A 13227-nucleotide genomic window follows, 5' to 3' on the forward strand; every position below is an offset into this window, starting at 1 on the left:
CCCGGCTAAGCAGCCATTCACTTTCCATAGAATTATCATTGTATGAGCAAGCGTGATCAGAAAGGCATGCAGGCGCATTCCTCCTTGCAGAAGTTGCCCCAGCATGAGGGGGCACGGTCCAAGCGGGTAGCTGTGCTGGTGTGCCACGGCATGGGGCAGCAGGCGCCCTTCGATACCCTGGTATCGATAGCCGAACAACTGAGTATCGGCACGGGACTACGGGCAACGGTGCGGCAGGTGCGTTTCGTGGATGAACACGAGCCAGAGGTGCCAGCCAAGCGCAACCTGTGGCTTACCCGGGCCGAGATGAACGTGGCCGCTAAGAAGGGCAAAAGCGGGCCCAAGCGCGAGGTACACGTGTACGAGGCCTACTGGGCACCCATGACGGAGAACAGCATCTCGCTGTGGGAGGTGGTAAAGTTTATGGTGCGGGCCGGCTGGAACGACCTGGGGCGCAGCAAAACATTTGAGCGGTGGCTGTTCAACGGGCCGCAGTCCTTTCGGGCAACCGCTTCCATGCGGCTTGGGCTGAACCTGGCCTTGCTGTTGGTAGGGGCGCTGACGGTGCTGAATGTGATTGTGCTGCTGCTGCTGGCGCGCTACCTGCTGCATGGCATAGGCGGTATGGCCACTCCCAACCTGCTGTTGGCCACCCTGAGCTGGGATTTGATTTGGCTGCTACTGACGGGGGGCGCCACGGGGCTTAGTCTGTGGTGTAGCTCCCATTTGGGTAAAGCCCAAAACAGTCGGCACCATTGGGTACACACGCTGAGCACCGGGCTGCTGATGCTGATGGCTCTCATGCTGGTGCTGACGGCCCTCCTGGCCGGGTATCACTACTTAAACTTGCATGACTTCGAGCTGAATAACCGAAGCTCTCTGGGTCGGGCATACCCCGATGGGGTACTGCTGCTGCCGCAGTATGAACAGCTGCACCACTGGCTGAGCAGGGGCTTCAATGCCGGGTTGGCGCCGGTGCTGGTATTTTTGCACCTGTCGACTACCGTGCTGGAAACCTGCCGGCCCTTCGTCGCATTGACCCTGCGGACCATCGAGTGGGGCGTGGTACTGGGGCTGACCTATGCGGCCCGGACCTTCTTCGTGCGCTACCTCGGCGACGTGGCTATTTACATCGACGCCAACCGAGTGGATAAGTTTCAGAAGCTACGGCAGCAGATTCGCCACCAGGCGCACCGCACGGCCTGTGCGCTCTACAGTGCCCGGGAAAGCAGCCAAACGCTGGACCAATTCTGCTACGACCGGGTAGTGATAGTAGGCCATTCGCTGGGTTCGGCCGTGGCGTACGACGCGCTCAATGCCTCGCTGCTGCTCGACGAGGCGCTGGGGGGCAAGCTGCGCGTGGCCCAGCGCACGGCCCGGCTGTTGACCTTTGGCTCCCCCCTCGACAAAATGACCTATGTATTTCACAACCAGGTGCCCCCGGGCAACACCCTGCGGGCCATGCAAGGAGCGTCGCGGCAACCCCTGATCCGGGACCAACGGGTGCGCGAGCAGGTATCCTGGGTAAACATCTACTCGCCGTTTGATCCGGTGAGCAGCGCGTTGCACTATTTTGATCGGGCTAGAGAACAGGACCAGCCGGGTTTTAAGCGTGTGGTCAATAAGCGGGACCCGCAGGCTGTAACGCCGTTGGTGGCGCATAGCCAGTACTGGGAAAACGACCTGCTCACCAATGAGCTGCGTGCGGCTATTTTTTGCTGAGAACCAGCGGAGGCAACGGAACGGAAGCCTCTACCCGCCAAGAGCTACAAACTCGCGCCCGCGGCGGGGCCGAAAAAGCCAGTCAGCGCCACGGCAGCCCACCCAGCCTCGTTCGGGTTTTCCTTTGCCCGGAGCATGTTGCGCCGCAAGCGTGGGGGCATTCGGCCGGTAGTGGATATGGCTTAAAGAAGTGGTGCCACGGCCGGACCACCGTAGCACCCCCTCTGCTGTTGGATGGCGCGCATCAGGCGAGGTGGGGCCGGGGGGCTCCGGGGGGCCGGCGTCAGCAACGACCGAACCACCCCAGCGGCGGCCTTAGGCGGCGTAACCCTCCCCGGTGTGGTGGATGAGGCTGAGGGCGGCCAGGGTGGCGAGCAGGGGCTCGACTTTCTCGGGCTTGAGGCGCTTAAAGAGGGCAGGTTGTGGGGCCCGGTAGCGGCATGGCAGAAGGGTGGTGGGGGCGCCCTGTAAGCGCAAAAGCCCCGACCAAGGGCCGGGGCTTTTCAGGGGTAGGTGCCGGGCCGCGCTACGCGGCGGCTCTGGAGGGGGTAATGGGTTAGCGGTTCGGGTGGGTGGTAGTGTTGTGGTGCACAACCTCGTTTTTCTTGCGCAGGCCCAGCAGGCCCAACAGGCCCAGCAGGCCGGCCAGACCCCAGTTGCCGTTGTCGTCGTCATCGTCGTCGTGGTCCACGGCGGTGGTAGTCATGGCGGCGTTGGTGTCGTCGGTCTGGGCCATGGTGGGAGTGGCTACGGCCAGGGCGGCACCAAATGCCAGCACGCCGAGCAGGGTTTTTGCCTTTTTCATGTTAAAAGGGGTTGGGTTGTTGGGGAAGGAGTTTAACATCGGCCGGCAAACCGTTGGCCTGGCTTACGCGAACGGTACTTAAGAGTTGGGCTTTTTTAAGATTCAGGCCAAACGAGCCTATAGGATTATGGTAAGCCGGGGTGTTGCGCCGGCCGGGTAATCCCAAGCGCCAGCGGCCCAAGCCAGAATATGGCCGGCCTTCCGGCCCAGCCCCAGGCGGGTAGTCCTGAAGGCCCGGGGCCGGCAGTACCCGGCAGCGGCGCAGCCCGCTCAGGCGGTAATCCGGACGGGCCGCCCCGGCAGGTCGCATTTCGGCGGGGCGGGGTAAGTCATTATTTATGAGCGGTAAATGCGCCGGAAAAGATGGTTCCCAGGCTACCTTTGCCCGGCACTACAGCCAGCCGCCCAACTGCGTTTCGCATGACATACCTCAACAACTACAAACGCATGGCGGTGGCCGCGCTGATCGGTGCGGCGGCCGTTTTTGCCAGTTGCGAAAAGAAGCAGGAAGCCGCGCCCAAGCCTCCCATGGTTCGGGTGCATTCGGTAGTCTTGCAGCCCGATACGGCCACCCTGCGCCTGGGCACGCCGCGTACCCTGGTCGCCGTGGTGCGCGACTCAATCGGGCAGGAATTGCTGGCCCGGCCCCTTACCTGGACCACGTCTGATGCCGGCGTGGCCGGGGTAGACCGCGGGGTGGTGACCGGGCAGGCCCTGGGCACTGCCACCATCACGGTGAGCTGCGAAGGCAAGGTGGCCCGGGCGACGGTGTGGGTAAAGCCCGTTGTAGTTGCGTCAGTCCGCATCCTGACCGATTCGGTGCGCATCAACAGCGGCCTCACGGTGCAGTTGCAGGCGGTGGCCCTCGATGCTGCTGGCCGGCCGTTGACCGGTCGGCCCATTACCTGGCAGTCATCGTCCGGAGCTACGGCTACGGTGTCGGGCAGCGGCTTGGTGACGGCTGCTGGTGCGGGCACCGCCACCATTACCGCCACCAGCGGGACCCGCAGCGGCAGTGCCCACGTGCGGGTGTACGCGCGCCTGCCGCTTTACAACTACGTCAGCTTTCAGAACGTGGCCTCGGTGCTGCAGCCCTGGGCCGGCCAGCGCGTGGTGCTGCTGACGCCCGAGCAGAACCTGGACCCGCGCATCATGCAGCGCATCGTGGGCAGCCTGGACGGCGGCTACGACTACTACCGGCAGGTGACGGGCCGCGAGCCGGCCCGTCATCCCACGTATACCTACCAGGGCAAAGCCACCATTGCCTCCGTGGCCCAGACCTGCGGGGGAGCCTGCGGGCAGTTGGGCTATACGGGCATCGAGATGATTCACCCCTGGGTCACCGAGCTGTACGACGACGTACGGCTGCGCGGGCAGCACCACGCTACGTTCTTTTACGAGCTGGGCCGCAACTTCTGGTTTTACTCCCCGCAGCTTTACTACTCCAGCGGCATGCGCATGGACGTGGCCACCGGCTATGCCGAGCTGATGAAGCACATGGCCACCGACTACCTCCGCCTGCCGTTGCGCCCCCTGGAAGCCAGCATGCGCCAGGGCCTCGACAACGTAGCGGCCACCTACCTGAATACGCCCGGCTGGGACTGGAGCCGCGCCGTAACCACGGGGGAGGCACCCAATGCCAGCGGCAGCCCGCACGCCTCCCATCTGCTGTTTGCCGGGATGCTGCTGCGCCTGCAGAGCCAGTACGGGCGCCACCTGTTCATGGAGCGTTTCTGGCAGGAGGCCGGCCGCCGTACCCAAACCACCAGCGTGCAGCACGCCATCGACAACCTGGCCCTGGCTACCTGCGCGGGCGCCAATGCCAATCTGACGCGGGTACTATCCACGCAGTGGCGCATGGTCGTTTCCGGCGGGGCGCAAGCCGAGGCACAAACCCGCTTTGGCAATCCTATCTAAGACGGCGGGCCGCGAGCCGGGCCTGGTAACCCCGATTTGGCCCCCCGGCCAGCGGGTTGCCCACCTGCCGATCGGTTAAGCGAGTGAGCAGCGGCCTTATCGCCGGGGCGGCTACCTTTGCCGTCAGCCATGTGCCATCGACTCGTTCTGACTGTGGGCGGCCTGCTGGGCTGGCTCGCGGCATCTGCCCCCGCGGCCCGGGCCCAGGCCCCCATCAACCCGGCTCAGCCCTGGGGCAGCTGGTTTATCGGTACGCTGCAGCTGCCGGGCAGCCCCGAGCACCGCTGGGGCGGCTTTTTCGAGGCGCAGGCCCGCACCAACGCCGTGTTTCGCCAGTACTTCTACAACGAGCTGAAGGGGGGCGTGAGCTTCGATATCGACCGCAACTTCACCGCCCTGCTGGGCGGGGGCCGCTACGCCACCCGCGACTACCGCGACTGGCGCGCCGGCCCGCTGAACGTGGAGCGGCGCCTGTGGGGGCAGATCGTGCTGAGCCAGCAGTCAAGCCGCCTCAAGCTGGAGCACCGCTACCGCGTGGAGCAGCGCTGGTTTCGCTACCGCGCCGACAGCAGCAGCCACCGCCTGCGCCTGCGCTACCGCCTCAACGCCTTTTTGCCCCTCAACCGCCCGACCATCGGCCCCAAGACCGTGTTCCTGTCGGTATACGACGAGCTGTTTCTGAACCCCGACGGGCCGGTGTTCGAGCGCAACCGCGTGTACGGCGGCGTGGGCTACCAACTCGATACCCATTGGACGGTGCAGGTGGGCTGGGTACACCAGGCTAACTACAACCTGCCCGCCTTCAAGCAGGGGCAGTTTATTCCGCAGAACACCTCCGCCAAGAACAACGTGGTGCTGACCCTCACGCACCGCCTGACCCGGGCGGCCGCCACGACCCACCCCGAGCGCCTGCCCTCGCAGCAGGACTAGGCTCTGCAATGGGGCGCGGGGGGGGAGGTAGCGCCGGGTGCTGCTGGCGTCGGCCGCCAGCACCGAACCAGCACCGGGCCAGCGCGGGGTCAGCGCTGGCCGGAACAGGGCTCAGCTGAGTTCGATGACGAAGGTGCTGCCCTCGTTCTCGCGGCTTTCCACCCAGATTTTGCCCCGGTGCAGCTGCACAATCTGGCGGGTGATGTACAGGCCCAGGCCGGTGGAAGGGTCGCCGTGCAGGCCGGTGCGGGCGGCCGAGCTGAACTTGTCGAAGATGTGGGGCTGCTGGGCGTCGGGTATACCCATGCCCGTATCCTGCACGCTCAGGCGCACGCGGCCGTGCTGCTCACTGAGCAGTACCCGCACCTGCCCGCCCGCGGGCGTAAACTTGAGGGCGTTGGTGAGCAGGTTGTCGATGGCGCGGGCGAAGGTGCCGGTGTGCAGGCCGGCGTAGACCGGGCCCGGGGGCAGTTCCTGGGTCAGGCAGATGTTCTTTTCGCGGGCGGCCAGCTCAAACACCAGCAGCCGCTCGGCCAGAAAGGCGCTTAGGTCGGTAGGCTCCAGCGGTTGGGGGCGCGCCTCCAGGCTGCCCAGGTAGAGAATGTCCTGCAGCAGCGTGCCCGCCTCGGTGCAGGCCTGGCCGATCATGTTCAGGTAGATGAGTGCCTCCTGCCGGGTAGATGCCGGGCAGCTGGCCAGCAGGTGGGCGTCGCGTTGCAGCAGCTCCACCAGCATCTGAATGTGGTTGATGGGGCTTTTCAGGTCGTGGGCCACCACGTGCAGAATGGTTTCCTGGGCGTCGTAGAGGCGACGCAGCGAGTCTTCCAGGCCCTTGCGCTCGGAAATGTCTTCGAGGGTGGTATAGCCCAGTTCGGCGCCGCCGTCGCAAAACAGCACCGAGGTTACGCGGCACCAGAAGTCGGAGCCGTCGGCGCGCACCAGGCAGGTTTCGAGGCTGAAGTGCGGGGTTTTGTGCGCCCAGAGCCGCTGCTGCAGCTGCTGCCAGTCGGCGCGGTGCCGGGGGTGGGCAAACTCCAGGATGCCGCGGCCCACCAGTTGGTCTACGTGCTGGTAGCCCAGCATGGTCACCAGCGCGGCGTTGGCCTGGCGGATGAGCAGCCCGTCGTCGATGATTTTCTGGCCCAGCGGCGACTCCTCGAAAACGGTGCGGAAGCGGGCCTGGCTTTGCTCGTACTGCTGGTCGGGGCCGGCCGGCCGGGCCTGCGCGCTCAGCTCGCGGCGCAGCTGCTCGTTTTCGGCCCGCAGGGCGCGCAGCTCCACCCGCAGGGGTGTATCGTCGTCGGAAGCAGAAAGGTCGGGCATGACAACGAGCAGTAAGAAAAAGAGAGAGGCTAAAGGTAGCGTTTAGTCAGCGCCGCGGGCAGGCGGTTGGCCGGGGTGCGGTTCCCGGCCCGGCCGGCCGGGGCCGGGCCGCCAAACGCCCGCGGGCTGGCTTCGTATTTGCTCCGGCGGGCGGCCCCTTGCTTGCCCTGTACCTTGCTTATGATGCGCCTGATTCTGGTTTTACTGGCTGCCACCGCCCTTGCCGGGCCCCACCGCGCCCGGGCGCAGCAACTGTCCAACGACGGCTTTCAGCGCCGCAACGGGCAGATGCACGTGCTGCGCAACGGCCAGCTTCGGCCCATGACGCGCGACGCCCGCCTGCCCACGGGCGCGGTCGTCACCAAAGACGGCTTCGTGGTGAGCCAGCAGGGGCGGCGCACCGAGCTGCGCGAAGGCCAGGGCTGCGACCTGCGCGGCAACGTGGTGGCCGTGGTGCCCGCCGCCGGGGGCCTGGCCCTGGCCGCGCCCCGGCCGGTGGCGCCGGCCCGCGGTCTGCCCGTCGGGTTCGTGCTCAACGCCCGCCCGGGTGAGGCGGGGTTCGGGGCGCTCAAGCGGGGCCGGGGCGCGCACAAGAAGAAGGGCAAGCACAAGTGGAAGAAGGGCAGGGGCTGGGACGACTAAGCCGGCCGGCGCCCGGCTCCGGGCTGGCTGAGCGGGCTGTCAAACGCCCGCCGTGGCTTCGGGTTTTCTTTTAACGTTCCGCCCGGTGAGGCCGCCAGTGCCGCGGCTCCGGCTTTTCTCTCGTTTATGCTGCACCACTTTCTCTTTGCGCCCTTCGCCAACGCGGCCCGCCAACAACTCTACGAAGAGGTGCAAGCCATCCTGCGCGCCGACCCGGCGGGGCTGCCCACGCTGCTGCTGGGCAGCTTCGCCGTGGAAGCCGGCGGCGAGCCGCTGGACGCCGTGGTGATTCGGCCGCACAGCATCACTCTGCTGGTATTCGTGCCGGGCGGGGGGCGGCTCGGCATTCCGGCCCTGAGCTACGGGGCCTGGAAGCTGGACGCCCGCCCCATACCCGGGGTGGCCGGCGCCGACAATCCCTTCGAGCAGTTTCGCCGGCAGAAGGCCGAACTGGCGGCCTGGCTCGGTCCGCAGCTGACGCCCGAGCAGGCCAACCTGCAGTTTGTCACTGGCCTGGTGGTGTTTGGCGCGCCCGTGCAGTTTGGGCCCGAGGTCGAAGAACAGCTCAGCCAGCAGCCCGGCAGCAGCTTCCAGCTGCTGGCCGAAGCGGCCGGCCTGCCCCGACGGCTCCGGCAGCTGGCCACGCCCGAAATCGACCTGAGCGCCGACGACCTGGCCCAGTGGGCCCGCGACCTGACCGACGAGCCCACGCCGGCCCCCGTGTCGCCCGCCGCGGAGGCGCCCGCCCCGGGGGCAAGCCTGTGGGGCCGGGTCTGGCGCTGGCTGGGGGCCGAGGACGTGCCCCACGATGCTCCCTACGGCAGCTACCCGGCTGAGAGGTGGCTGTCAGCAGCGCCGAAAAGCAACGCCTCGAGCGCCTGCAGCAGGAGTCGCAGGCTCAGCTAAGCCGGCAGCTGCAGGCCCTGGAGGCGCGGGAAGCCGAGCGCGAGCGGCACATGGCGGAGCTGCGCCGCCAGCTGGCCCAGGCCGTGCCGGTGACGGCCGAGGCCCGGCAGCTGCAGGACCGCCTGGCGGCCGAAAGCCGGGAGAAAGCGGCACTGGAAGAAGCCATCCGCACCTCACAGGCCGCCTACGACGCCCGCAACCGCGAGCTGGAAGCCAAGATCGATCAGCTGGGCCAGCTGATTGACAAGCTGCATAGCGGAGCACCCGCCGCTGTTCCGTCCCCCGTGGCGCTGCCGACTCAGCCCGCGGGTAAACCACCCATTGGGTTGGCGGCGTGGGGTGCCCGCCTGCGCCGGGTGCGGGCCTGGCGGCGGCAGTGGCCGCGGGCCGGGGTGGTGGCGGGCGGGCTGGGCCTGCTGGGGCTGGGCCTCTGGGGACTGAGCCACCTAGGCCACGAGGCGCCCGTGCCTTACCAGGAAAACGGCCGCTGGGGCTTTGCCGCCCCCGACGGTACGCCCGTGGTGCCGGCGCGCTACTCGTCGGTTGCGGCGTTTCAGCAGGCGCGGGCCGTGGTAGAAACCGAGGGCGTGTACGGCATGATCGACGAGGCGGGCAAGGAGGTGCTACCCCTGGCCTACGATGCCCTGAATGCCTACGCCGACGGCTACGCCCGCGTGCGGGTGGGGGATGCCTACACCTTCGTGGACGAGCGGGGCCGGGAGTTCGATACCTACTACTTCAATGCCCTGGACTTTGCCGAGGGCCGCGCCGCCGTGCTCGACCACCGCGGCTGGCACTACCTCACGGGGCCCGAGCCCGAAGACCCCGCCAAGCCCCCGGTTATTTTCCGCGAAGCCTACTCGTTTCGCAACGGCCTGGCCCGGGTGCGCCTGGCCGACGTCTACACCTTCATCAGCCCCGACTACCTCGACGACCCCGCCGAAGGCACTGCGCCCTTTGGCCGTTACGAGTCGGCCACCGATTTCGAGCAGGGCCGCGCGCAGGTAACCCAGGGAGGGCGCAGCTTCTTCATCAACCCGGCGGGAGAGCCGGTGGAGTAAGGCCCAAAGACGCCCCTCCAGGCCGGGTTTCAGTCGCGTGCTGGCTTGGGCAATAACAGCGCCGCCCGGGCAAGGCAGCCGCGCAGGCCGGCTCCCGCTTCGCTACGGCTCCACCCGCACCGGGTCGCCCACCCGCAGCGTGCCGCCCCGAATGATGCGGGCCGTGAGGCCGCCGTGGCCGCGCAGGGCGTTGTAGCCCCCGGGCCCCAGCTCTTCTTCCATGCGGGAGCAGGGGTGGCACTCACCGGTAATTTCCAGGATTACTTCGTCGCCGAGGCGTACCCGCCGGTTTTTCAGGGCCAGCAGGTTCAGGCCGCTCACTACCAGGTTGCGGCGCAGGCGGCCGGGGTGCACGGGCTCGGCCAGGCCCAGGAATCCGGCCACTGCCGTCAGGTGCTCGTGCTGCACCAGGGTTACCTGCCGCTTGCCGCCGGGCCGGACGGAAGCGTGGTCACCGATCAGGCGGCGGTCGGTTTCGGCCGTGGCTTCGGGCACGGCCAGCAGCGGCTCACGCCGCCGGGGGCGCAGGCCAATCCATTCGAGCCGTCCGGTCTGGGGCAGGCTATCGAGCAGTTGGGCAATGGTCATCAGTTGTCATTTATCATTTAACATTTATCAGGTGGGTGCCCGACTACCACCGGGGCAGGCCGTATACTCAGGCCCTGGGCCCGTTGTTCGGGGCTCGTGTCTGTTGCGAGTTGTCAGTTGGTAGTTGCCAGGTATTCATGGTAATTGCCCATTGCCTATTGATAAATGATCCATGATAAATGATCAATGAAAAAAACCCGGCCGCGAAGCCCGGCGTATGCCCAGCGGAGCCGCATTGTGCCGGCTCGCCGCCGACCGCCTGAGGCCGGCGCGTTTTCGCATCCAACCCCTTCAGTTCCCATGGCAACCAAAGCAACCGGCAAGAAGTCCGCCGCTGCGGATTCTACCCGCAAGGCTCCTGCCCGCAAGTCAGCGGCTTCGGCCGCCCCCAGCGCCAACCCTACCACTACCGTAGCCCGCCGCGCCGCGCCGGCCGTTCAGCCCGTGCTCAACCAGCAGGAAAACGCGCCGCGCCCGCTGCAGCGCTTCGGCACCGTGTCGCAGCGCCTGCCCATCGGCCTCAACGAGCAGGTGCGCCAGCAAAGCGTGGACATGCTTAACCAGCTGCTCGCCGACACCATCACCATCCGCGACATGTACAAAAAGCACCACTGGCAGGTGGTGGGGCCCACGTTCTACCAGTTGCACCTGCTCTACGACAAGCACTACGAGGAGCAGAGTGAGCTGGTGGACAGCATCGCCGAGCGCATCCAGATTCTGGGCGGCATTGCCCTGGCCATGGGCGCCGACGTAGCCGAAGCCAGCAGCATTCCGCGCCCGCCCCGCGACCGGGAAGAGGCGCCCATTCAGGTCTCGCGTCTGCTGCAGGCCCACGAAATCATCCTCAAGCAGTGCCACGACTATGCCAGCCGCGCCGATGATGCCGGCGACGACGGCACCAACGACCTGGTGGTGAGCGAGGTACTGCGCACCAACGAAATGCAGGTGTGGTTTCTCTCCGAGCACCTGGTCGACACTCCGCTGGCCCGCTCGTAGCTGATTCAGCGGCTTAACCGCCCGGCAAGCGCCGGCCGCCGGCAACAGGCGGCCGGCGCTTTCTTTTACGCCGGATAGCGGGTTGAAACCGGCGTCGATAGCAACAGTAGCCGAACCCAGGAAGGACGTTTTGGAGCCGGGACGGCATTTTTACTGCCTGAGTGCCTTGCGGGTAGGGGCAGCGCGGCGAAAAGCTGCGGGGAAGTGTTGCACCATCCGGCGTGAAGCGCTACTTTTGTCGCCACTTCGCCGCCCTCTTTCGGCGAGGGGATGCTTCGGCATCAAGTCCTGTGTTCTGCGCACATGGTGAAATTGGTAGACACGCCATCTTGAGGGGGTGGTGCCTTCGGGTGTGGGAGTTCGACTCTCCCTGTGCGCACAGTAGCCGGCCGGCTCCCACTCGGGGGCCGGCCGCTTGCTTTTTCGGCTTTCGAGTAGCCGCCCAAGCGCCACTGTAGCGCGAACTTTCCCTTCGCGTCTTCCAGCACCAAGTCGTTCACTCAGGTGCAGTCGTGCCGCGACGCGCCAACTACAAGTCAGCCCCGCTTACCAGCGGGTTGCGCTACCCGCGCAAGCGCCAAAGCTCCTGACCCGCTTCGTCAGGCTTGTTCAACGAAGCGGGCGAGGTCCTTCGCGGGGCGGACGCCAGATGAAGCATGACGTTCCGTTGGCTTGCTGTCGGGCCGTCGATCCGCCCTAGCTGCGCTCGAAGGGATTGGCGGGCACCACCAGCAGCACCTTTTCGCGCTCTACTACTACCTGCCCGGCCACGGCGCCCTTGGGCTTGCGCACAAACTTTTTGGGCGTGACGGTGACGGGGCACAGCGAGTCGTTTTTGCGGCGCGAGTACCAGGCGGCCAGCTGCGCAGCGCGCTCCAGCACCGGCTCGGGCACCGACTGCCCGGGGCGCTGCCGGATGACTACGTGGGAGCCGGTGACGTCCTTGGCGTGCAGCCACAAATCGTCTTTGTGGGCGTAGCGCTGGGTAAGCAGGTCGTTGTTCTGGGCGTTGCGGCCCACCAGGATGGTGAAGCCGCCGTCCTCGAATACCTTGAACGGCAGCTCCGTGGCGGCGGCTTTGGCCTGCACCGCGGGGTCGAGGCCGTGCTGCTTGCGCCAGGCGCGCAGGGTGCGCAACTCGGTCAGCCCGGTCAGCTCTTCCAGGCGCTCGAGGCACCAGAGCGCCTCGTCTTCGCGGCGCGCGGCGCGCTCGGTCAGTTCCCGGGTTTCGAGCTGCTGGTTCTTGGCCTTGCGGTACAGGTTCTGGGCCGTGCGCTGGGGCGTTTCGGTGGGCTTGAGCTTAAGGAGGCGCGGCTGGTCGTCGTGGTAGAAATCGGCTACCTCTACCTGCGCGGCGCCGGCCGGAATCCGGTGCAGGTTGGCCATAATCAGGTCGGCCGTCTGGCGGTAGCTCGCGCCGTGCTCCAGGTCGAAGAGGCGCTGGCGGGCCTGGGCGGCGCTGTGGGTGGCTTCGTCGGCGCGCTTTTCCAGTTGCAGGCGCAGCTGCCGGTGCTCGGTTTCGTAGGCGCGGCGGCCCAGCAGCAGCGGCACGAAGGCGCGCAGGGCGGCCACGGGGTCGGGCGGCAGGGTTTGCTCTACTTCGCCCACGGGCAGCAGGCTCAACCGGGTGCGCCCGCCCAGCTCAATGATGTAGTAGGCGGCCGGAGTTTCGAGCTGGGCCAGCAGCTGGTGCACCAGCCGCAGGCGCTGGGCGGGCGCGGCGACCTCGTAGCCCTGCTGGCGCAGCCAGGTGCGCGGCACGTCGCCGAAGGTGGGGAACAAGCGGGCGGGGTCGGCCTGAGCGGCCAGCTCGGCCTCGGTGGGGCCCGCAGCGGGCGGGCCCTGGCCCAGCGTCAGGTCGTCGGCAACGCGCTGCTGGAACAGCTGGGCCGGCGCGTCGGGGCGGGGGCGGAACACGGCGTTGGGGCGGGGACCGTACAGCTTCAGCCACAGCCCGGCGCCGTCGAGCAGCAGCAGGCGCAGCACCCGGTCGTGGGGCAGCACCCCCACGGTGGCTACCTGGCGGCCCAGCAGCTCGGGCAGCAAATCCACCGAGTTCTGCCGGGCGCGGTGAAAGCTTTCGGGCAAGCTCAGCAGGGGCTGGCTGCCCGCCAGCTGGGCTTTCAGCCATAACTCGGCCGTGCCGTTGGTCAGCCCGACGACCAGCTCGTCTTTTTCCTGGGTGAAGCAGGTGGCTACGCGGAAGCCCTGCAGCTGCCGGGTGAGGGCAGGGGCCAGCTGGCGCAGAAAATAGTAGTTGTTGTGCATGCCGGTAAGCAAAGCGCGGAAGGCGCAAAGGTGCAACGAAACCACCGCCGGCCGCGGGCGCAGACTATT

The 13227-nt window shown here is 67.0% G+C and carries 11 protein-coding genes and 1 tRNA gene; 8 read left to right on the forward strand and 4 right to left on the reverse strand.

Annotated elements, in window-relative coordinates; all coding sequences use genetic code 11:
- The first annotated feature begins 42 nt into the window (after positions 1–42).
- Positions 43–1722 (forward strand): hypothetical protein, encoded by a 1680-nt coding sequence (locus tag ACE191_RS01810; RefSeq protein ID WP_400190468.1) that lies wholly within the window; start codon positions 43–45, stop codon positions 1720–1722.
- A 556-nt stretch (positions 1723–2278) separates the two neighbouring features.
- Here the strand turns inward: ACE191_RS01810 and ACE191_RS01815 are convergent.
- Positions 2279–2527, reverse strand: coding sequence for a WGxxGxxG family protein (locus ACE191_RS01815; protein ID WP_400190469.1), 249 nt, complete (start codon positions 2525–2527; stop codon positions 2279–2281).
- Between the two features lie 420 nt (positions 2528–2947).
- Here ACE191_RS01815 and ACE191_RS01820 point away from each other — a divergent pair, with 420 nt between their 5' ends.
- Complete coding sequence (locus ACE191_RS01820; RefSeq protein ID WP_400190470.1) at positions 2948–4444, forward strand: Ig domain-containing protein; 1497 nt, start codon at positions 2948–2950, stop codon at positions 4442–4444.
- Between the two features lie 129 nt (positions 4445–4573).
- Positions 4574–5374: a DUF2490 domain-containing protein gene (locus ACE191_RS01825; protein ID WP_400190471.1), complete on the forward strand. Its 801-nt coding sequence runs from the start codon at positions 4574–4576 to the stop codon at positions 5372–5374.
- A 111-nt stretch (positions 5375–5485) separates the two neighbouring features.
- Here the strand turns inward: ACE191_RS01825 and ACE191_RS01830 are convergent, their stop codons facing one another.
- Positions 5486–6697 (reverse strand): ATP-binding protein, encoded by a 1212-nt coding sequence (locus ACE191_RS01830; protein ID WP_400190472.1) that lies wholly within the window; start codon positions 6695–6697, stop codon positions 5486–5488.
- A gap of 180 nt (positions 6698–6877) precedes the next feature.
- Here ACE191_RS01830 and ACE191_RS01835 point away from each other — a divergent pair, with 180 nt between their 5' ends.
- From ACE191_RS01835 to ACE191_RS01845, 3 genes are all read left to right on the forward strand, one after another.
- A complete protein-coding gene (locus ACE191_RS01835; protein WP_400190473.1) occupies positions 6878–7339 on the forward strand; it encodes a DUF6799 domain-containing protein in 462 nt (153 codons plus the stop codon).
- A 126-nt stretch (positions 7340–7465) separates the two neighbouring features.
- Positions 7466–8245: a hypothetical protein gene (locus ACE191_RS01840; protein WP_400190474.1), complete on the forward strand. Its 780-nt coding sequence runs from the start codon at positions 7466–7468 to the stop codon at positions 8243–8245.
- The gene (locus ACE191_RS01845) at positions 8179–9306 is read left to right on the forward strand and encodes a WG repeat-containing protein (RefSeq protein ID WP_400190475.1); all 1128 of its coding nucleotides are present in this window, start codon (positions 8179–8181) and stop codon (positions 9304–9306) included. Before ACE191_RS01840 ends, ACE191_RS01845 begins: the two co-directional genes overlap by 67 nt.
- A 102-nt stretch (positions 9307–9408) precedes the next feature.
- Here the strand turns inward: ACE191_RS01845 and ACE191_RS01850 are convergent, their stop codons facing one another.
- Positions 9409–9894: an MOSC domain-containing protein gene (locus tag ACE191_RS01850; protein ID WP_400190476.1), complete on the reverse strand. Its 486-nt coding sequence runs from the start codon at positions 9892–9894 to the stop codon at positions 9409–9411.
- A gap of 300 nt (positions 9895–10194) precedes the next feature.
- Here ACE191_RS01850 and ACE191_RS01855 point away from each other — a divergent pair, with 300 nt between their 5' ends.
- Positions 10195–10890: a Dps family protein gene (locus ACE191_RS01855; RefSeq protein ID WP_400190477.1), complete on the forward strand. Its 696-nt coding sequence runs from the start codon at positions 10195–10197 to the stop codon at positions 10888–10890.
- Positions 10891–11187: 297 nt separating this feature from the next.
- Positions 11188–11269 (forward strand) — tRNA-Leu (locus ACE191_RS01860).
- A gap of 317 nt (positions 11270–11586) precedes the next feature.
- On the opposite strand, the gene ACE191_RS01865 is transcribed toward ACE191_RS01860, so the two are convergent.
- Positions 11587–13158 carry an NFACT RNA binding domain-containing protein gene (locus ACE191_RS01865; RefSeq protein WP_400190478.1) on the reverse strand — a complete coding sequence of 524 codons (1572 nt, stop codon included), beginning with the start codon at positions 13156–13158 and terminating at the stop codon, positions 11587–11589.
- Positions 13159–13227: the final 69 nt, after the last annotated feature.

It is taken from the genome of Hymenobacter sp. B81 (assembly GCF_044628455.1).
Classification (GTDB): Bacteria; Bacteroidota; Bacteroidia; order Cytophagales; family Hymenobacteraceae; genus Solirubrum.